Below are 20,529 nucleotides of genomic sequence, written 5' to 3' on the forward strand. Positions count from 1 at the left end.
ATATAATAAATATTTACCAAAATTACATAATTCAATCTTTCTATGTTTCTTATGGGGGTTAAAATGAAAACTATTAGAGGAAGAGTTACATTTATTTTACTTACATCAATCATCGGATTTGCAATCGTACTATTATGCAACTTTTTATTTTATTTCGTTCAGAGTAATGCTAAGCAACAAGAGACAGAACTTCTAGAAGCTGTAAATGGAAGTAAAGAGATTAAATTTCTATTTGCTGATACTAGAAGAAGCGAACAAGAATTTTTGCGTCAACCTAGTGAAGGATTAGGCAATACTATAAAATTAAATATTGAAGAAATAGTAAACATGTCTAATTCATTATCGGAACAATTTTCTGATTACTCTTCGCTTGTGGAACACTTTACTAGTATTGAACAATCAGTAACTACTTATTTAGAAGAATTTACTCAGCTAGAAAGTTTATACAAGGAAATTGGATTTGATGCTTATATTGGACTCCGTGGAGAAATTCATAGCACAGCCCGGAATTTAACAGTGAATGTTTCTAACAATCAAGAATTAGAATCCACTCTTTTAAATATTCGTCTTAATGAGCAGCAATATTTAACAACGAGACAAGAAAATGCATACCGTGATTTCAAAAGTGCAGCGGAAAACCTACAATCTCTTCTTTCTGAAAATATAGCAGAGGGTGAAGAACAATCTCCGGCACATAACTATTTAAATTTATACGTCGAATCTATGGATCAAATTTATCGGAATTATACACAATCAGTTGGGTTGATCCGTAATTTCGGAGAATTAAGCTCAACAGTTGAAAATAATGTACAAGAAGTTGAAAATGGCGTCTCTACTATTCAAAGAGATTTACAGTCAGACCTTGATAGTAGGAACCAACTTATTATGACTTTCTCCATTATTATTAGTATCGTGATTCTTCTTTTCTTAAGCATTACTGGCTTTTTCTTAAATCGTAATATTAGAAATTCTATTCAATCGCTAAAAGATGGAGCAGCAAAAATAGGTAATGGTAATTTTGCATATCGAGTTCCCATTACGACAAAAGATGAAATGGCCGATTTAGCAGCAACTTTTAATAAAATGGCAGAAACGATGCAAAGTTCTTTACTGAAGATTATGTCTGCTTCCGATAATTTACATTCCGCTTCTCAAAATCTAGCAGCGATTTCTGAAGAAACGACAGCTCAATCAACGGAAGTAAATGAAGCAATTAAACACGTCGCAACCGGCTCTAGTGAACAAGCTAGTCACATAGAGGAAGGAAATACGATATTAATTAATGTAAAAGCAGCAATTGATCGTACTAGACTACTTAGTCAAGAGATAAAGCAAAAAGCAGATCAAGCGCAACTTACTGGTGAAGAAGGACTTACAATTGTCGAGGAATTACAATCATCGTCTGAACAATTCTTATCGTTAGCCAATTTATTAACAGAAAGAATTCAACAAACTTCAAAGCAATCACAACAAATTAATTCTATTGTAGGAACTATTCAAGAGATTGCAGAAAACACAGATTTACTAGCTTTAAATGCAACGATTGAATCTGCAAGAGCAGGTGATGCTGGAAGAGGTTTTGCGGTAGTAGCCCAGGAAGTTAGAAAACTTGCGGAACGTTCAAAAGAAGAAGCAATGAATATAAAAAAATTAGTCTCCACCATTAGTAAACAGATGGATACTTTGACGGAAGAAGCCGAACAATTAAGTGAATATAGAAACTACCAACGAAAGTCTGTAGCAGATACAAAAAACTCATTTGTAAACATTACTAGTAACGTAGGAGAAATACATGCAAAAGTAAGTTCTGTACAAATTGCTGTTGATGAAGTAAATGAATCAAATAATTCTTTAGCTGAAAAGTTAACGGAAGTTCAATACATTTCCGAACAGGCTGCTGCTACATCTGAAGAAGTTAGTGCATCTAGTGAACATCAAATAGCGGCTATTGAACAAGTAAATGAAGCAGCTATTTCGTTATCCGATATAGCAACAGAACTTCAAGACGAAGTAAATCAATTCATTGTGGAAGAGCATGCACATAATGAATTGGAAGAAGAGCTTAGTGAAGATGAGGAACATGTAGAGGAAGAATTAGACGCAGGGAAAGAAAATACGGATGAAACACATAATGAACAGTTCAATGAACCAAAAAAATAATTTAAAAAAAGTTGAGTCTAATGAAGGACTCAACTTTTTCTATTGTTAAAATATATCTTAAAAATAAGCTTCATTAGGAAAAAACATCACTTGCATTGGTTTCTACCTTAAAATACATTTAAGTTAGCTTGTCCCTATTCAATACACTGTCAGTTCTAATCTTTGAAAAGAATACTTTAAAGGGATTATTCTTCTCCTTCAAGATTGACAGATGAAACAATTTCCACCATTTTTCGAACGCTATCTTCCATGTTGTTCGTATCGGTAACTGTTGTTATTTTAACTCCACCTATTCCAAATGTTACTTCGTATTCTCCGTCTTTTTGTTGTTCTTTATCAATAATTAAATAGACAAATTTGTTGTCTTTCATAAATGATTCATTAATTAATACATTATTGTATGAAAGTAGTGTAGATTCAAAGACAACTTTTGAATCGTCCTGCTCAAATGGGTTAACAAAAAGGATGTACAATTGTTCTTTATCATTGAGGACTACATTATTAGAACCTTCTATATCTTCATCTACTGTAAATCCACTAGGTATATAATATGTAAAATCTTCTCCTTCAGCTGTTCCTTCCATTGGTTCCATTTCAAGTGTCTGCTCTAATGCCAGTTCTGCGTTGCCTAATGCATCCTTTTCTGATACATTACATGCCGTTAATAAAAGGAGACTTAATAGAAAGACAATACTGACGAAGATTCGTTTATTCAATGTGTTCCACTCCTATACACTAATTTAACAATTTTACTCACTAATTCTATATTACCGAACTAAAATCGAAGACTCAAGACTATTTTACTATTATATTATCTAAATTTTCCGTTTTTTCGCAACTCTACTTCATACTTACTATGCTAATCAGTTTCAATATTCCCGTTTCCTATGATAGACTAAAATGTAGATGTTGTAAAAAATAAACTATATAGGGAGGTATGAACTTGAATTTACTTGTATATCTCGCCGGAGAAATTCATAGTAATTGGAGAGAGGAAATTCAAGAAAAGGCCAAGGCATTACAGCTCGATATTCAATTTGTTAGCCCAATGACAGATCATCATCGATCTGACCATATCGGAGAAGAAATACTCGGTAAACAACCTAATGCTATTACAAAAGATGAAGCTGCTTCTCAAATTAACAACTTACGTACTACTATATTAATGAAAAAAGCAGATTTAGTAATTGCCCTATTTGGCGAAAAGTATAAACAATGGAATACAGCAATGGATGCTAGCACTGCAATTGCCCTTCAAAAACCATTAATATTAATTCGTCCTGAATCGTTACACCATCCATTAAAAGAGCTTTCTAATAAAGCAGATGTAACGGTTGAAACCGTTAATCAAGCTATTAAAATTCTTAGCTATATTTATGAATAATTGAAAATGAAGTAAAAGTATAGCTTAGCTTTTTCTACTAAGCTATACTTTTTTTAAAATTTATCTCCACCACCAAGATCTAGAACCGTACGGATATTCTACTCTACTATCCATATGAGTAAAACTACTTTCACTATAAATACCACTAAAACCGGATGTTTTCGCAGCATTTTGTATCGTACTATTTGATACACCTGACACTCTAATATCTGCCGCTATCCCGTACGTATGTTGACTATTAGAAGCCCCTCCTACATTTCGGTTATGAGATACACTTCTAAACCCCGAATTAACAATAATTGGCTTGTTTCCAAGCTTTACACGTACAGCTTCTAGCTTGTACATCATTCGCCTTACATTTTCTCGAACTGTCGCCTCACTAACATTACCACCTCTAAATCCACTACCATCTTTGGAATGGAATTCGCTATAATTAAAATGTTTCGTTCCATTAGACCGTTCAAGGTCATTTAAGACCGCTTGTGTTTGAGGACCAACGATACCATCTACTGAGAGTCCGTATGCTCGTTGAAATCTTTTGACTGCAGCTGTTGTTTGCGGGCCAAATTGACCATCTACACCGACATAAGTTTGGGTTGGAGAATCAGCTGCCCAACCTGCAACACGAATTTGAAGTTCTCTAACATCCGCCCCTGAGTGACCTTCTCTTAATGTACGATCCCAATTGTATGCACTCGCCTCTGGAGCCGAAAAAATCGAAACACCTATCCCTACTAACAACATTAAACAAAAGCTAAATAAATATTTTACTAGTTTCCCTCTCACTTCTATCCCTCTCCCTAATAAAGAAATATCAAGGTTAATTAACCATGCTTATGAGCTCATTAAATATGTATCCTACTTTAAGAGATTTAGAAGTGTTTTTATAAAATCAGTAATAAGTTACTAAACTATTAATAAAAATAAGGATTGCTAGTAATTCTATCTACTTACTTTTTACTTTTTATTTTTCATTACATATTGCCATTGACCTAGTAACAGTTTTACAACATGTTCAAACATAGCAGCTCTATTCATTGCTCCATCAGTAAATATTCCTATTGCTCCTTCTTTTTTTCGAATGCCTTCTTTGCTGCAATATTGATCCATTAAATCTCCAAGTTCTTTTCCTGCTAGTAATTGATCCTTAAACTCGATTGGTAGTGGGATTTTAGCACCACTGGCACTAAACTCCTCTCCATTTTTAGTAACTAGTGCACCCCAATTACATAAATATATCGTCTCATTCATCATTACAACACCGCCCTCTAGACCAATTCCAATTGTTCCATTGTTAAGAACTAAAGCATTCTTTGCGCGATTAATAGCTCCCTTAGCAGTTTCTTCATCCCCGATTGGTTGGGCCTTAACGCCAGAAGGAGCATTTACTGTCAAAACGTTCCCTTCTATTTGTAAGCTAGACAAAGCATTTTTTAATGCACGTATTTTAGTAGGGTTGTTCGACCCGATAATAAACGTTTCCAAATTTCTTACCTCCATAAATCATCGGAAAAGCGATGAGGCCAATTCCTCATCGCTTTTCTTTCCTTTTTATTATCTTGCTTTTATTGATTCTACTGTTGAACGGTCTGATGATTTCACTAGCTTCACTAATAATTCTTTTGCTGCTGCATAGTCATCAACATGAACGATAGATGCGTGTGTATGAATATAACGCGAGCAAATTCCAACTACTGCTGAAGGAACTCCTTCATTAGAAATATGAACTCTTCCAGCATCTGTACCACCTTGTGAAATGAAATACTGATAAGGAATATTATTAGATTCTGCTGTATCTAAAATAAAATCCTTCATTCCTTGATGTGTAATCATGGAACGGTCAAATATTCTTAAGAGAGCTCCTTTTCCTAATTGACCAAATTCGTTTTTGTCTCCAGTCATATCATTAGCTGGCGATGCATCTAGAGCAAAGAAAATATCCGGCTTAATCATATTTGCTGCTGTCTGTGCACCGCGAAGACCAACTTCCTCTTGAACCGTTGCACCAGAATATAAAATGTTCGGAATTGTTTCTCCTTGAAGTTCCTTTAATAGTTCAATCGATAAACCACAACCGTAACGGTTATCCCACGCCTTCGCTAACAATTTCTTTTCATTCGCCATCGGTGTAAAAGGACAGATTGGAACAATTTGTTGACCTGGTTTAATACCAATACGTAGAGCATCCTCTTTATTATCAGCACCAATATCAATTAACATGTTTTTAATTTCCATCGGCTTACTACGTTTCGCCTCGTCTAATAAATGTGGTGGAATAGAACCAACTACGCCAATAACCGGGCCGTTATCTGTAATGACTTGCACACGTTGAGCTAATAGTACTTGACTCCACCAGCCACCAAGTGTTTGGAATCGTAGCATTCCATTTTCCGTAATCGACGTAACCATAAAACCAACTTCATCCATATGACCTGCTACCATTATAGTTGGACCGTTTTGATCTCCTCGTTTTACCCCAAACACACTTCCTAGTTTATCTTGCACAATTTCATCCGAATACTTTTCTAACTCGGATCGCATAAATTTACGAACTTGATGTTCAAAACCCGGGGCACCAGGTAATTCTGTTAACGTTTGAAATAATTGCTTCGTTTCATTATTCATATGTAGTTCCCCTTTTCTTTTCTAATGTATTTAGATTATCTAAATATTTTTATTATTATTGTACCGAACTTTTTCCGCTCTTTCCAGTTACTAGTTACAATTCTTTTTAAATAAATGTATAATGAAACGGAGAAGACATTCGCCTAATACTGTTATATAAAAAATTTCTTTTCTAAAGCTAAAATAAGAATCCTTTTAAAGCATACACTAAAGCTAAAAGGCTATAGATAGTATTACCTAAAGAGGAGGGATAATATTGAAGTGGAAAACATTTCTCTTAGGTGCTGGTGTTGGAGTAGCTGCTGCTCTCCTTGTACATCAAGCAACTAAAGATCAGCCCATTAGACCTGAAAAAGCGTTAAAAATTGCGAAAGATGCTTTCAAGCAGAAAGGACCAGTGGATGGAAGTTGGATTCATATGGTACCTGAAAAATATTTCCGTAATGAAGTACCTCACGATGTATTCCGAGGAGGAATATCGAGAAGAGTAAATGGCGAATTAGAACAATATGAATTTATCGTTGATAAGCTGAATGGAACTATATTAGATGTACAAAAGCTTGATCCTGTGGGAGTTTAAGGGGATAAGAGCGTTAACACTTCAAATATTCCTGATTGTTCCTTAACCGTAAAAAGCGCTGACTGTCATGTCAACGCTTTTATTTTATATAATACATCTTTTAAAAAATAGGTCATTAACGAACCCTTTTAACACTATCTGTTATCGTAAAGGAGTCATCCCATTTTATCGCACGGTAATAAGCATCATGATAAAAAGTATACCAAGCATTTTGCTTTTGTCCGTATTGTAACCACTTTTCTTTAGCAAAAATAGAAGTCATTGGATAATCATCGTATGCCATTACCCAAAGTGGTGGTTGATGTGCATGGGTTGCCATTAAATCAGCAAGATGTAGCACCATCTCCCCTCCGTTTATTATCTCAATAATTGAGTGACCATCACTATGACCACCTGTATGAATCATTCGAATTCCTTCGATAATTGTAATTTCTTCTTGAAACGTTCTTATTTGATGTTGAATGCTTTTCCAATTCATTTCCCAATATGTATTTTTTGATCTCACGTTTGGATTTCTCATTTCATCCCACTCTATTTGGGAAGCGTAAATGGTTGCATTCGGAAAGACTGGTTGGTAATCTTGCTTCTCTTCATCCCAAACGGTTAATCCACATGAATGGTCATAATGCAAATGTGTCATGAGAATGATATCAATATCATGTACAGTTAACCCTAATGCTTCTAAATTGTTTTGAACATGTGATTCAGATAAAACCCCAAAATTTCTTTTTTGTTTTTCTGTTAGTTTGCCATTACCAATTCCTGATTCAATTAATATATTTTCATTACCTGTTTGTAGCAATATCGGATCTGTACGAAGCTCAATTTGATTTTTTTCATTTACCCCATATTTTCTGTCCCATAACGGCTTAGGAACTACTCCAAACATCGCTCCACCATCTAAGTGTGTTACTCCCCCATCTAACCACGTCAGTTTCCAAGCGCCTAATTTTAAAGTTTCCATTGCATTCCCTCCCTTTTCCTATTGTATCATCGTGACCGTAAAGTCGCATTATTCAATTAATAGAAATATACATGTTAAAAGCTAGGCCTATTAGACCTAGCTTCTCTTTTTATACAAATTGAACTTCACAGCGATAAATAGGTTGTCCCATTTCAGAAAACTTTTTCTCATACTCGGTCATTATATTACCTTCGAAGTTACTTTTATGAAGGTCTAAACTAATATAATTTAGTTTCAGACCATATTCATTAAAACTTAATAATGAAAATTCGAATAAACCACGGTTATCTGTTTTAAAATGAATTTCTCCATTATCAATTAAAATTTCCTTGTATATATCAAGGAAGCCTTTATAAGTTAACCTTCTTTTCTCATGTCTTTTTTTCGGCCAAGGATCCGAAAAATTTAAATAAACTTGCCCTATTTCAGAAGGAGCGAAGTAATTTAGCAAATCAGCTGCATTCACTTGTAATAATTTTACATTAGGAGCCCCTAATTCAATTACACGTTCTAAAGCTTTTACAATAACACTTTCAAAAAGTTCAATTCCTATATAGTTAATATGCGGGTTTGCTTTAGCCATACCAGTTATGAAGCTTCCTTTACCAGTTCCAACCTCTATATGAATCGGATTATCGTTACCAAACAACTTATGCCAATTCCCTTTTAACTCCTCAGGATTAGGAATAATGTATTGTGGATTTTGAGCGATAAAATCACTTGCCCAAGGCTTATTACGAATTCTCATGATAGCACCTCATCTTATTCATTTGTATAGTACAACTTTCTGTTATTTATAAATACATGTAATGAAACAAAGGAAAAAACCGATCTAAAGGGAAAGACCGATTTTTGTCATGTATAAGAATATGAAAACCGTCAAACTCTATTTATAGTCATGTGAAAAGGAGTGTAAATGCGTATGTCGTTAAATTATCAAGACCAGTTACACGTATTGAAGGATATTTTAGCTGACCACCAATTTGATTGTTGTGGTTCTGTAGCCGAATATGAACAGTTAGAGCGACTTATTAAGTCATTAATGGTAAATGCAGACATTGATCAAAATGTAAAAAATATTCTTTCTGATATTTATTCATATAGTCAAACTGGTCGAAATATAAAAAATGTGAATGATCACGTGCTAGCTCACCAAGATCAGCTTACAAATTGGATTGATAGTATCGACCAATATTCATAATCGATTACGAATTAGATAGTAAGCCTTTTAAATATTGTAACCATGATGAACTTTCTTTTTCTATATTTTTTTGAGTATACCAATGGATGGATAATATTGTTTGAGCTATAACATACCAATGCATTCTTTGCTTTAAACTGTCCGTTAATGGTAGGCCGTACGTATCTAACCAGGCCTTCCATTCGTCTTTTGGGATATACCAGTACAATAGCATTCCTATATCTATAGCTGGGTCTGCAATCATTGCCCCATCCCAATCAATGAGAAAAAGCTCGTCTTCATTCGAAAGAAGCCAATTGTTATGGTTTAAATCGCAATGGCAAACTACCTTTTCACGATAATGCATGTTAGGTAATTCACGCTTTAAATATTGGAGTGCATTTTGAATCAATTCCAATTGAAAAAGTTCGGGTGAAAGCTGACTTTGAATATCATCTAATATCATTTTAGGGTCAAGTGGTTCTTTTCCTAAACGAGTTAGCATATCAAGAAGCTCTTTAGAATGATGTATTTTCTTAAGTAGCTTAGCAACACTCTCCATATTCATATCACTCGGTTTAAGCTCACGCGAACTTACCCAATGTTGTGCTGTTATGACATCTCCATTTTCTAACCGTCTTGTCCAAACTAATTTTGGGACAATACCTTCAGCTGACAAAACAGCTAAAAATGGAGAGGAATTTCTTTTTAAGAACAGCCTTTTATCTTGATTTATAGCGGAATAAGCTTCGCCGGTTTGGCCACCTGCCGGGCTTATTTCCCATTCATCACCTAATAAATGCTCCAACCATTTCACCTTCAATTTCAACACTACTTTTCATTTCAATTTATTTTTAAACTTGTCATTATTTGTTTTAAACAAAAAAGACAGCTACTGAGCAATTTACAATAGCTATCTTTTAAATTTTATCTCCATTTTCTTATTAAATCAAGTACTTGTTATAAACCAATTATTGTTGCATTAAAACGGCGGTACTTATTATAGGCATATCAATGATTTTTTTCACTGAAAACAGTGGCGTAATACTAGATTTTTGATCATATACAAGCATTTTCCATTCTTGATCGTTTGGGAGTTCAATTTTTATGTTTTCTAAACCGCTATGATGAATAATAACTATATCTTTCCATTCTCCATATTTTTTTACATTTGTAAGATGATAAGCTAGCGTATTTTCCGACTCCTTAAAAAATACTAGATGTTCCTTAATTTGCTCTCTCGATGAAAATCGAAAAGCCCCATGGGATTTTCTTATTGAAATTAACCCTTTTACAAATTTTACGGTACTTTCGTTCTCGTCTTTTCTAGCCCAGTCTAACCAATTAATGTTGTCAGGTGAACGATAACTATTTTCATCACCATTTTTCGTCCGAAAAAACTCTTGGCCAGCATGTAGAAATGGTATACCTTGTGATAAAAGGACGATCGAAATTGCTAGTTGCTGACGTTTCTTCCTTACTACTTCATTTTCATGTGCAAGGCAAACATTCATCTTATCCCACATCGTATGGTTGTCATGAGACTCGACATAGTTTACAGAGCAAGATGGGCTATGAAACAATCCTTTTCCTTCGTTTCCACTTATTACAGACCCCGCAACGCTTTGCTTTAACGATATTATTTTATGTTTATTTCCTAATACATACCCTCGATCAAACAAATTAAACGTACTCCCCTTTATTTGATCTCGAAAATAATCATTAAAATAACTTATTCCATTCGTTAGCTTACTGTTGCTAATCATTGCTTTTTCATTGGAAGGAAGAGGAGTATTAAGTTCCCAACCTTCTCCTAATAGTAGACAACCAGGTTTAATACTATCTACTTTTTCTCTTATACTGTTCATCGTAGTGATATCTAAAATACCCATTAAATCAAACCTAAAGCCATCTACATCATATTCTGTTAACCAAAAAGCGATGGAGTCTATAATAAACTTTCGTACCATCTTTCGTTCAGAAGCAATATCGTTGCCAACTCCTGTGCCATTCGATGGCATCCCATGTTCATCATGTCTAAAATAGTACCCGGGTACTATTTTTTCAAAAGACGAATCTTCTCTTACATATACATGATTATAAACTACATCTATAATTACTTTTAATCCTTCCTCATGTAATGATTGAATAGCTTTTTGGAGCTCCACTATTCTACTATAAGGATCTGATGGATTTTCTGAATAACTTCCTTCTGGACTATTAAAACAAATTGGGTTATAGCCCCAATTATATTGTGCTGATGGATTTTCTTCATCTACTCCACCAAAATCGTTCACTGGAAGTAATTCCACATGCGTAACACCTAAATCTTTCAAATAATGTAGTCCTGAAGGCTTTCCATTTAATGTTGTTGTGTTTTTTTCAGTAAAAGCTAAATATTTACCTTTATGCTTCATACCGCTAGAAGGATGAACAGAAAAATCACGAATATGAAGCTCATATATGATCGCATCTGTAGGGTTTTGCAAAGTTGGCAAACTGAATTTTTTTACTTCCTTTATTTTTTTTGGATTAATAATAACTCCCGCAGAACTATTAACGGTTACAGCTGTTGCGTATGGATCAATAGCTTCTCGCCATATTAAATTTACACATACTAAAAAAGTATATTCATACTTTTCTAAATCCCCTTTTAACGTAATTCTCCATGTACCTTTTTCTGATCGAATTAAACTGTATTTCGAGACTTTTCCTTCAGGGGTAGTTATTTTTATTTTTACTGCACTTGCGGAAGGTGCCCATAGGCAGAAACTACATTCTTCCTGACTATACGTTACACCGAGGTCGTTTTTATCATAGAAAAAAAGTTCGTCAAATAATTCCGTTCTTATAACAGCCCCGATTTGCAGATCCGTTTTTCGGTTATGTTCATCTATTATTGTATAGCTATTCTCAACCTTTAGCGGAAAGGCAGAACTGCATACGTATTTTTTGGCATTTTCTAATTGTTGTACATCCGTAATTGTTAAAGGCTCTGATTTGTCATTGTATGTTATTGTAAAATGAGTACTGTCGCCATTAAAAGTGTTATTCGGAAGAAGTATCGTTATTTCATCCATTTTGTCTAAAAATGCTTCAAAATCTCTTTTTACTACTAACAATTTCATCACCCCTTTACTAAACATATAACATATAAAGAAATGCCCATTTTATCACTTGAAAAAATGAGCATACAATTAATAAAACATTTACTCTTTACTTATTTCCATTCCGGCCGCTCTACAAACGTAGATTGACAATGTTGTAAAAGTTTTGTAGCAATTTTTAATTGTGTGTGTTTCATACTTAGCGTGTTTTTTCGCATTTTTGTAAACCAGTCTTCGTAGGATCGTTTATCTATCCATTCAATATCAGACGGTTTGTCAGCAAAATCGATATAGCCATCCTTACATAAAACAACCTTCTTTATAGGTATTTCAATCGAATAATGCTCTTTTATGTTTTGGACGATGTTAAACATTCTATTTAAACTAATTAACGGATTAACAATCTTACGCTCTGATTGTCCATCCCTCAACTTCCAAAAACGACCGGTTTCCCCTAAGTACACATATCCTTCCCCTTCTTCTAATACTGTCATACATACTATTTCCGTTGGGGTTATGAAAATATGTTCTAATTGGACTGGTGCTTGCTTTGCAATAATAATCGGATGATACATTAAAAAGTATGTATCCGGAAAACGTTGTAAAAAATATTTTAACAGTGGATCTTGTTTGTATTCTTTATTTAAAAATGACATCTCTCGTATAGTAGAACTCGCCCATCTTAATTGATATGGGTATAGCGCATCTAAAAATAATTGTTTTTCTTCCTTTTCAGAACGGCTATTTTGAATAATATGTTTGTAATCTATAAGGAGTTCACCGTTCTCATTATTATTTTGTTCCTCTTTTATGAATGGTGTTTCGTCTTTTTTCCGCTTTATATTATTCCAGAGACTTGATAGTCTCGTTTCTTTTTGCTCTTCCGCCATCTCCTCAGAAAAAGTTGGCTCTGTATGTAGTTTTTCTTTTGCTTGTTGTAATGCATTCCACTGCTGCTTCTTAAATCGAATATATTGATTAGAGTATCGATATATGTCTGTTTCATAACGAGAAATATAATCTTGTAATTTTAACAGTTGTGCCATAAGTAACCCTTCCTTATTTCCCTTTAGATGAGAAAATCTTGCCTTTTATAATCGCCTATAATGTAAATCTTAATGTGAGAACCTTAAAAACTCATGAAGTAACTAATAGCGTGAGGTAAAATTAGTGCATAGATTAAGGCAGACAATGTCATACTAATAGAGCTAACTGCCCCTTCCTTTTCACCATATTCTATCGCCTTCGCAGTACCTATACCGTGAGATGCACACCCGTACGCTATACCTATTCCAATATAATGCTTTACCCCTACACTTTTTAAAATATACGGCCCTAAAACAGCACCACTAACGCCTGCAATCATGACAAAAACTGACGCTAAACTTGGAATACCACCTGAAATAGTAGCTAAATCCATTGCAACTGGTGCAGTTACTGACTTTGGTAGTATCGAAATAGCAATACTTTTATCTAATGAAATAAAGTTTACAAAAATGAAGCCTGTTACAATACCAGAAGTGATGCCACTACCAATTCCGATGAAAAGAGGAGTTTTATATTTTATCATTTTCTTTCTTTGTTCATAAAGTGGATATGCTAAAGCTACAACAGCTGCACCTAGCAATTCATGAATCCATCTTCCACCTGTCATATACGTCTCATATTCGAAATCAAATAATATTAAAATAACGATAATAGCTATTACACTTGTAACGATTGGCAACAATAGTGGATTCTTTATTTTAATGTACAATTTTCTCATCGCTAAAAATACGATAATCGTTAGCAATATAAAGAAACTACTCATGCTGTTTCCTCTTCTTTACTATTATTTTGCTCTTCTTTTTTCTCTAAGTAAGTGGCTGCTTTTTGACCTAACAATCCTGAGATGAGCATCACTAATAATGTACTAATAAAAACAGCTAAAATGGCCAAAAAGCCTTTCCCTACAAATAAGGAAAAGTAATCCATTACACCGACTGTTGCTGGAATAAATAATAGTGGCATATAAACTAATAATGTAGATGCTCCTGTTTTGAGGGTGTTTACTTTAACTATTCCTAGCATTAATAATAGAAATAATAGTACCATTCCAATAACACTACCTGGAATCGGAATATTCCACGTTTGTTGAATAACGACGCCTATTCGATAAAAGCCGTAAAGAATGATAATTTGAAACATTATTTTTAACCATTTCACTTTTCGTTACCCCTCTTTAAATGTATATGAATGTATTATCTCATATTTTGGTACAGATTGAAGATTAGTTTGATAAAGAACAAATTCGCTTGCTAAAAAAAGCCTGTTGATTGTATGGAAAGGTATTAAAAATTCCTCTGAGAAATTTCCCCCTTTCCACTTTCGAGCTAACGTAATATGCGGATGAAACGGTCTCTTATCTAAAGAAAAACCTAATCGTTCACATTCCAAAAATATATCTTGTCTCAGTGCGTGTAATTCACTATTGTCCTCTACTCCATACCATAAAATTCTCGGACTTTCTTTCTTTCCGAATGTATTTAAAGTGGTTAATTTTAATGAAAGAGCTTCATATTTCTTTGCAATCGACGGCATTATTTTATTTATGTTGTGTAATTGCTCCTCTGTTGCATACCCTAAAAATGCAAGTGTAATATGCAAGTCTTCACGATGAACCCACCTTTGAAAAGGAAGTTCGTCTTTTATTTTTTCTGTATATAGTGCAAAATCGTTTTTTATTGTTTCAGGAAGTTTAACTGCAAGAAAATAATGTTTTTGTGTATTCATACGTATCTTATCCTCTCTTATTATGTATGGTCGTATTTCTATTCTTTTTAATATTATATGGTAAAATACAAATTATACAGATTGGATTAATAGAAGAAAGAAAGGCGTGTTAGAATGAAAGTTATAAACAGTATGGCAGACCTTATTGGAAATACGCCATTAGTTAAATTAAATAGACTCGTTCCGAAAGGCGCGGCAACGGTTTACTTAAAGCTTGAATTTTTTAATCCAAGCGGAAGTGTAAAAGATCGTGCTGCCTTCAATATGATTGTAGAAGCTGAAAAAAAAGGACTTATCCAACCTGGTGCTACAATTATCGAACCAACGAGTGGCAATACAGGAATTGGGCTAGCTATGAATGCAGCAGCTCGCGGGTATAAAGCAATACTTGTTATGCCAGATACGATGTCCCAAGAAAGAATTAATTTATTAAAAGCATACGGAGCAGACGTTGTTTTAACTCCGGGTGAGGATAAAATGCCTGGTGCTATAAAAAAAGCAGAAGAACTTGTTAATGAAATTCCTAATAGCTTCATGCCGATGCAATTTGAAAACTTCGCAAATCCTGATGCTCATAGACATACTACGGCAAAAGAAATTATAGAAGCGATGGACCAAATAGGAAAGCCTTTATCTGCCTTTGTCGCGACAGCTGGAACTGGTGGCACGATTACGGGTACGGGCGAAGTATTAAAGGAAAAATATCCAAACGTCACTGTTCACGTAGTAGAACCCGCCGGCTCACCTGTCTTATCTGGTGGTAAACCCGGAAAGCATAAACTAGTTGGCACGAGCCCGGGGTTTATTCCAGAAATACTAAACCAAGACGTGTATGAAGAAATTTTTAAAATTAAAGATGAAGATGCTTACGAAACTGCTCGAAGGTTAGCATCAGAAGAAGGTATACTTGTAGGCCCATCTTCAGGTGCGGCATGCTTCTCTGCTATCGAAGTAGCAAAACGACTCACAGAAGACGACATCGTCGTTTGCATCGCTTGCGACACAGGCGAAAGATACTTATCAACTGATTTATTTATGATGTAGTAAATTCTAATAAAGAAAACACCAAGGAAAAAACTATTGATTAAACAATAGAAGGGGAAATGCGTAATACGAAACAACTTTTCACGTTTTATGTTTCATAATTTCAATGTTTAGAAACGTGAGTGGATCGGAGCGGAGGACATTTGACTCCTACCATGAAAATATAGCACTAAAATATGGAAAAATGGCAATACTAAATTAGACGCAGCTTATTCTTGTTTTTTTGAGGAGAGCGTCATACTCAAAAATCTATCGACTTTTTGGGATCTCTTTATGAAACTTTTGGTTCAACTAGTGTCACGGTGTAGCCTAAATTTTCTAATCTTCGTAGTGAATGTCTAACAATGGACTGTTGTCTTTGCTTATCGAAGTAGTCTTCTCCTAGATCTACGTACATTTCCTTTCGTGTTAAGAGATAATAGGAGATTCGTAACATCGCATGGGCTACAACAACTGCTGCACGCTTTTTACCTTTACGTGAAGCAGTCCGACGGTAAAGTGCACCAAGGTAGTTTTTAGACCCTCGAACAGAATGAGCTGCTTCAATGAGTGCTGATTTAAGATATTTGTTTCCTTTCATCGTTTTGGATGACTTACGTTTTCCAGCACTTTGGTTATTTCCTGGAACTAAACCCGCCCATGAACATAGTTGGGGTGCAGTCGGGAATTGCTCTTTTATATTTGGACCAATTTCTGCAAGCATTTGTTCCGCCATTTTTCTTCCAATGCCAGGAATGGAATCTAAACGATCTATGTCTTCTTGATCGTCTTCCATCCTTTTTTCTATCTCTTTGTCTAGTTTATCGATTTGCTCAGTTAGGAAATCGATATGATCCATAATCGTTTTTATCATAAATCGTTGATGTTCTTGAATATACCCTTGAAGTGCGAGTTTCAATTCATCTTTTTTATTTTTCATTCTTCCTCTCGCAAAGTTTGTTAACTCTTCAAGGTCTTCATTCCCTTCCGCTATGGATCGAAGCATATCACGAGAAGAAACTCCCATAATGTCAGAAACAACAGAGCCAAGCTTGATATTAGCTCCTTCTAACACTTTTTGAATCCGATTATATTGTCTGGCACGTTCTTCAATAATGCTACGACGATAACGCACAAGTTCACGTAATTCTCGCTGATTTCGGTCAGGAATATAACTAGCTTTAAGTAAACCGTGACGAAGTAATTTGGCAATCCATTCGGCATCTTTCACATCGGTTTTACGCCCAGGAACAGCTTTAATATGTTGAGCATTCACAACTAGAAATTCAATACCTTCTGCTTCTAGTAAATTGACAATAGGTTTCCAGTAGACACTTGTACTTTCCATCGCCACATGGGTACAGTTGTGTTTCTTAACCCAGTCCACCAACTCTATAAGATATATAGTTTTAGTTGAAAAAGTTTCAATCTCCTTTCCTTTTGGTGTAATGGCACATGCAGTAATGCTATCCTTGTGGACATCCATACCACAAGCATTCTCAATGATTACTTCCATTGAAAACATCCTTTCTACGGCGAAGAAGTTTTGAGGCTGGTGCAACAACCAGAATAGGGTTAATCTACCATGAGTGCTTCCCATAAAGGGAGCAACAATCTGTGATGCACCGTGGTCGAAGGAGTCAGACTGCGGGGAGGGCTCACACACACCAAGGAGTCACGACCTTCCTCATCCAGCCGTAGCATTAGTATAGCCACGCAAAAACCATTTTCATTCTCTGTGGTGTATAGCTTGTAATACATGAAAGACTGCGGGGGAAGCGTGAGCCTTGAGACCCCGCACGAGCGGAGCGAGGAGGAGGCTCAAGCCACGCCCGCGGAAAGCAAATGTCCGTAGCGTAGAGGAACGGATTAATTCCAAGTGACTCCTATTTCAAGGTGACAGATTCCATTTGCGAAATATATAGAAAGGCTTCTCTTTTTATTAAAGAAGAGAAGCCTTTCTCATTATATAATAATTTTCCCTAACACAACCGACTCATTCGCCCCTGTCGCAACAGGCAAATTGTTAGCATTCCCAGAAAGTGTTTCATTCGCTAAAAGAGCAAAAGCAATCGCCTCTTTTGCATCACTCGAAAACCCGATATCTTCCTGCGTCTTCACACAAAAAGACTCACTTAAATACTTCAACAGCGTTTTATTGTACGCTCCACCACCACTTACAATCAATTCATCTATTCCTTGAGGAATAAACCGTTTATATTGATCTATGATAGATGCTGCTGTAAACATCGTAACCGTAGCTATAATATCTTCTATCGATAACTGCTGTTCCCTCAATTGAGAGACTAACTCTCGCGTATATTGAGCACCAAACCGCTCTCTTCCAGTACTTTTTGGTATGTTGTAAGAAAAGTAGGGATTTTCAAGCAAACGGGCGACTGTTTCCTTATTAGGTGTTCCTTTTTTAGCAATTTCACCTTCATTATCGAATTGTAGCTTTCCACCCGTTAATATTTTCACTGCCTCGTCTATTACCATGTTACCTGGACCAGTATCAAACGCAATGACGTGTTCTTTTTCTAACCCCTTTGGCAAAAAAGTAACATTTCCAATTCCACCGATATTTTGCAAAGCGATATTTTTTTCTTGCTGACCAAACATTAAGTAGTCTATATAAGGAACTAAAGGTGCCCCTTCTCCACCCGCTGCAATATCGCGAACTCGGAAATCTGACACAACCGGACATTGAAAATGTTGTGCTAAAATAGAAGCCTCCCCTAATTGAAGAGTAGAGCGAAGTAACCCTTCTTTTTCTTTTGGGATATGATAAAACGTTTGTCCGTGTGATCCAATGAAATCTATATCCTCTTTTCTAAGCTCACTTGCTTCCACAACCTTCTCTGCAGCATCTTTAAATATAGTTCCTAATTCAAAATTAATACTACACAAAACATCAACAGAGCTTGTTTGTGGATTAAACTGATTAAATATTCGTTCGGTTAATTTTTCTGGAAAAGGGATAGTATCAAAAGCTAGTAAGGAATACTTAGTACTTAACCCATTTCCACTGACTTTAATAACAGCTACATCCACCCCATCGACAGATGTTCCAGACATAAGCCCAATACCTATTTTTTCATTCTTAGTCCACAGCTTTTGTAAAGAAGGTATCATGACCGGTACACATCCATCGGAAGCTGGACAGGAAGTTGCCCACTAGCTTGTAATTCACCTATCAATACTTTACTAACTGACTGTAATGCTAATGGTCTACTCTCATAAGTAGCAATATATGTAGCTACATTTGGAAAAAGCTCAATATCGTATGGGCTTCTTAAAGCAACAACCACCAATTTTTCATTATATTGTTTTAATAACATTTGAACTAATGATACTTGACTAGGGTTTGCACTAGCTTGGTACGTTGTAACGATAACTTTATCCGCATTTTTTGCCATCAACATTATTTCTGTCATTTCTTGATCAGTAACGGTTGTTGTTACATGAACCTCTTCTAAACTCGTTATATGTTGCCCAAGATATGTTCCTATTGTGACATTCGTTGCCAACGTTTCATCCACCTCTGTTGCAACGTTAGGGTTAACTGAAACAAGTAAAGTGTTGGAATCTTTATCAATAGGTAAAACACCATTATCCTTTAATACTGTTATCGATTGTTCACTTATTTTTTGTGCATAAGCTAAGTTATCAGATTGTGCAATATTCTTTTTAGCACTATTCCAGTTTTGCATTTCTTTTTGTAGTTGACGCTTCTGTTTCAATCGTAAAATGCGTTCCACCGACTGATTAATAGCGTCTTCCGAAATACGACCGTCATTTACAGCACCTATTACAGCCTTTATTGCTCTTTGCTGCCTATCAAATGAATGACTTATCAGAACAATATCATTGCCTGCTTCAATAGCAAGTATTGTCGCTTCCTCTATTCCGTAATAATTTATGATTGCATTCATTTCCATACAATCGGTCATAACAACTCCATCGTATTGCAAATAATTTCTTAGCAAGCCATTTATCATCCTTTTTGATAATGTTGCTGGAACGTTATCTGGTTCGATAGCAGGAAAAGAAACGTGTGCAACCATTACAGCATCTACCCCTTGCTTAATAGCTGAGGCAAATGGTACTAGCTCTATTTCTTTTAATCTCTCTAATGAATGCGGAATAACCGGAAGTGATAAGTGAGAATCAACATTTGTATCGCCATGCCCTGGGAAATGCTTTATAACAGCAGAAACATTCTCTGACTGTAAACCGTCAATCGCTTGATTCCCCATGGCAGCAACAAAATAAGGATCTTCTCCATAAGACCTCACACCAATAACAGGGTTTTTAGGATTATTGTTAACATCGATACACGGTGAAAAATTCATATTAATACCTAGAGCTGTTAACTCACTTGCTACTATTTTATTTAATTGATACACGGCTTCCTTATTTTGGGTTGCACCTAACGCCATATTACCAGGACTCAACGTTACTCCTTCGGTAATTCTAGCGACCATACCACCTTCTTGGTCAATCGAAATGAATAACGGATTTGTCGGTACGAATCGTTGTAACTGTGATGATAAACGATGAACTTGCTCAGGAGATTCAATATTTCTCGTAAAATAAATAACTCCCCCTACATGATATTGTTCAATCATCGTTTGTATTTCGACACTCGGTTCCTTTTCTGAAAATCCGACCATAAACATTTGACCAATTTTTTCTTTTAATGTCATCGTTCTTACGTTTTTCATTTCACCA

The 20,529-nt window shown here is 35.3% G+C and carries 20 protein-coding genes; 5 read left to right on the forward strand and 15 right to left on the reverse strand.

All coding sequences use genetic code 11. The features are described from left to right. Positions 1-63 precede the first annotated feature (63 nt). Positions 64-2,160: a methyl-accepting chemotaxis protein gene (locus BC6307_RS17190; protein WP_066413208.1), complete on the forward strand. Its 2,097-nt coding sequence runs from the start codon at positions 64-66 to the stop codon at positions 2,158-2,160. 185 nt (positions 2,161-2,345) lie between these two features. On the opposite strand, the gene BC6307_RS17195 is transcribed toward BC6307_RS17190, so the two are convergent. Beyond that, positions 2,346-2,876: a hypothetical protein gene (locus BC6307_RS17195; RefSeq protein ID WP_066413210.1), complete on the reverse strand. Its 531-nt coding sequence runs from the start codon at positions 2,874-2,876 to the stop codon at positions 2,346-2,348. Between the two features lie 227 nt (positions 2,877-3,103). Between BC6307_RS17195 and BC6307_RS17200 the strand changes: the two genes are divergently transcribed. Next, a complete protein-coding gene (locus tag BC6307_RS17200; RefSeq protein ID WP_066413213.1) occupies positions 3,104-3,544 on the forward strand; it encodes a YtoQ family protein in 441 nt (146 codons plus the stop codon). Positions 3,545-3,604: 60 nt separating this feature from the next. Here BC6307_RS17200 and BC6307_RS17205 read toward each other — a convergent pair whose 3' ends face one another. The 3 genes from BC6307_RS17205 to BC6307_RS17215 all read right to left on the reverse strand — a co-directional run bounded on the left by BC6307_RS17205 (position 3,605) and on the right by BC6307_RS17215 (position 6,169). Beyond that, on the reverse strand, positions 3,605-4,330 hold the full coding sequence (locus BC6307_RS17205) for a D-Ala-D-Ala carboxypeptidase family metallohydrolase (RefSeq protein WP_235858074.1): 726 nt from the start codon (positions 4,328-4,330) through the stop codon (positions 3,605-3,607). A 171-nt stretch (positions 4,331-4,501) separates the two neighbouring features. Continuing rightward, a complete protein-coding gene (locus BC6307_RS17210) occupies positions 4,502-5,029 on the reverse strand; it encodes a DUF84 family protein (protein WP_235858076.1) in 528 nt (175 codons plus the stop codon). Positions 5,030-5,098: 69 nt separating this feature from the next. Further along, positions 5,099-6,169: a M42 family metallopeptidase gene (locus tag BC6307_RS17215; RefSeq protein WP_066413218.1), complete on the reverse strand. Its 1,071-nt coding sequence runs from the start codon at positions 6,167-6,169 to the stop codon at positions 5,099-5,101. 256 nt (positions 6,170-6,425) lie between these two features. On the opposite strand from BC6307_RS17215, the gene BC6307_RS17220 reads away from it, so the two are divergent. Beyond that, positions 6,426-6,749, forward strand: a complete 324-nt coding sequence (locus BC6307_RS17220) for a PepSY domain-containing protein (RefSeq protein ID WP_066413223.1) — start codon at positions 6,426-6,428, stop codon at positions 6,747-6,749. Positions 6,750-6,864: 115 nt separating this feature from the next. Here BC6307_RS17220 and BC6307_RS17225 read toward each other — a convergent pair whose 3' ends face one another. Then, entirely contained in the window at positions 6,865-7,713 is an 849-nt protein-coding gene (locus tag BC6307_RS17225) for a YtnP family quorum-quenching lactonase (protein WP_066413225.1), read from the reverse strand. Between the two features lie 109 nt (positions 7,714-7,822). Continuing rightward, positions 7,823-8,461 carry a tRNA (guanosine(46)-N7)-methyltransferase TrmB gene (trmB, locus tag BC6307_RS17230; protein ID WP_066413227.1) on the reverse strand — a complete coding sequence of 213 codons (639 nt, stop codon included), beginning with the start codon at positions 8,459-8,461 and terminating at the stop codon, positions 7,823-7,825. A 174-nt stretch (positions 8,462-8,635) separates the two neighbouring features. On the opposite strand from trmB, the gene BC6307_RS17235 reads away from it, so the two are divergent. Continuing rightward, entirely contained in the window at positions 8,636-8,914 is a 279-nt protein-coding gene (locus BC6307_RS17235; RefSeq protein ID WP_066413229.1) for a YtzH-like family protein, read from the forward strand. Between the two features lie 4 nt (positions 8,915-8,918). On the opposite strand, the gene BC6307_RS17240 is transcribed toward BC6307_RS17235, so the two are convergent. The 6 genes from BC6307_RS17240 to thpR form a co-directional block, all read right to left on the reverse strand. Then, positions 8,919-9,716, reverse strand: a complete 798-nt coding sequence (locus tag BC6307_RS17240) for a phosphotransferase family protein (protein WP_174522356.1) — start codon at positions 9,714-9,716, stop codon at positions 8,919-8,921. A gap of 148 nt (positions 9,717-9,864) precedes the next feature. Continuing rightward, complete coding sequence (gene pulA / locus BC6307_RS17245) at positions 9,865-12,015, reverse strand: type I pullulanase (RefSeq protein ID WP_066413233.1); 2,151 nt, start codon at positions 12,013-12,015, stop codon at positions 9,865-9,867. Between the two features lie 98 nt (positions 12,016-12,113). After that, positions 12,114-13,046: an NERD domain-containing protein gene (locus BC6307_RS17250; RefSeq protein ID WP_066413235.1), complete on the reverse strand. Its 933-nt coding sequence runs from the start codon at positions 13,044-13,046 to the stop codon at positions 12,114-12,116. A gap of 83 nt (positions 13,047-13,129) precedes the next feature. Next, entirely contained in the window at positions 13,130-13,810 is a 681-nt protein-coding gene (locus BC6307_RS17255) for an LrgB family protein (protein WP_066413237.1), read from the reverse strand. Then, entirely contained in the window at positions 13,807-14,205 is a 399-nt protein-coding gene (locus BC6307_RS17260) for a CidA/LrgA family protein (RefSeq protein WP_235858078.1), read from the reverse strand. The genes BC6307_RS17255 and BC6307_RS17260 overlap by 4 nt, the downstream gene beginning before the upstream one ends. A 6-nt stretch (positions 14,206-14,211) precedes the next feature. Next, positions 14,212-14,772 carry an RNA 2',3'-cyclic phosphodiesterase gene (gene thpR / locus BC6307_RS17265; RefSeq protein ID WP_066413238.1) on the reverse strand — a complete coding sequence of 187 codons (561 nt, stop codon included), beginning with the start codon at positions 14,770-14,772 and terminating at the stop codon, positions 14,212-14,214. Positions 14,773-14,886: 114 nt separating this feature from the next. On the opposite strand from thpR, the gene cysK reads away from it, so the two are divergent. Then, the gene (gene cysK, locus BC6307_RS17270; RefSeq protein ID WP_066413240.1) at positions 14,887-15,816 is read left to right on the forward strand and encodes a cysteine synthase A; all 930 of its coding nucleotides are present in this window, start codon (positions 14,887-14,889) and stop codon (positions 15,814-15,816) included. A gap of 271 nt (positions 15,817-16,087) precedes the next feature. On the opposite strand, the gene BC6307_RS17275 is transcribed toward cysK, so the two are convergent. The 3 genes from BC6307_RS17275 to nagZ form a co-directional block, all read right to left on the reverse strand. After that, positions 16,088-17,311 (reverse strand): IS110 family RNA-guided transposase, encoded by a 1,224-nt coding sequence (locus tag BC6307_RS17275; RefSeq protein WP_094366155.1) that lies wholly within the window; start codon positions 17,309-17,311, stop codon positions 16,088-16,090. A gap of 449 nt (positions 17,312-17,760) precedes the next feature. Further along, a complete protein-coding gene (anmK, locus tag BC6307_RS17280) occupies positions 17,761-18,930 on the reverse strand; it encodes an anhydro-N-acetylmuramic acid kinase AnmK (RefSeq protein ID WP_066420998.1) in 1,170 nt (389 codons plus the stop codon). Continuing rightward, complete coding sequence (gene nagZ / locus BC6307_RS17285; protein ID WP_066421000.1) at positions 18,927-20,522, reverse strand: beta-N-acetylhexosaminidase; 1,596 nt, start codon at positions 20,520-20,522, stop codon at positions 18,927-18,929. Before nagZ ends, anmK begins: the two co-directional genes overlap by 4 nt. Positions 20,523-20,529 lie beyond the last annotated feature (7 nt).

Origin of the sequence: Sutcliffiella cohnii (assembly GCF_002250055.1) — a bacterium.
Classification (GTDB): Bacteria; Bacillota; Bacilli; order Bacillales; family Bacillaceae_I; genus Sutcliffiella; species Sutcliffiella cohnii.

Coding starts and splice junctions, on each gene's coding strand:
- anmK (WP_066420998.1), bottom strand. CDS start 18,930: ATGATACCTTCTTTACAAAAGCTGTGGACTAAGAATGAAAAAATAGGT.
- BC6307_RS17190 (WP_066413208.1), top strand. CDS start 64: ATGAAAACTATTAGAGGAAGAGTTACATTTATTTTACTTACATCAATC.
- BC6307_RS17215 (WP_066413218.1), bottom strand. CDS start 6,169: ATGAATAATGAAACGAAGCAATTATTTCAAACGTTAACAGAATTACCT.
- BC6307_RS17255 (WP_066413237.1), bottom strand. CDS start 13,810: ATGAGTAGTTTCTTTATATTGCTAACGATTATCGTATTTTTAGCGATG.
- BC6307_RS17275 (WP_094366155.1), bottom strand. CDS start 17,311: ATGGAAGTAATCATTGAGAATGCTTGTGGTATGGATGTCCACAAGGAT.
- cysK (WP_066413240.1), top strand. CDS start 14,887: ATGAAAGTTATAAACAGTATGGCAGACCTTATTGGAAATACGCCATTA.
- BC6307_RS17235 (WP_066413229.1), top strand. CDS start 8,636: ATGTCGTTAAATTATCAAGACCAGTTACACGTATTGAAGGATATTTTA.
- trmB (WP_066413227.1), bottom strand. CDS start 8,461: ATGAGAATTCGTAATAAGCCTTGGGCAAGTGATTTTATCGCTCAAAAT.
- thpR (WP_066413238.1), bottom strand. CDS start 14,772: ATGAATACACAAAAACATTATTTTCTTGCAGTTAAACTTCCTGAAACA.
- BC6307_RS17225 (WP_066413225.1), bottom strand. CDS start 7,713: ATGGAAACTTTAAAATTAGGCGCTTGGAAACTGACGTGGTTAGATGGG.
- nagZ (WP_066421000.1), bottom strand. CDS start 20,522: ATGAAAAACGTAAGAACGATGACATTAAAAGAAAAAATTGGTCAAATG.
- BC6307_RS17250 (WP_066413235.1), bottom strand. CDS start 13,046: ATGGCACAACTGTTAAAATTACAAGATTATATTTCTCGTTATGAAACA.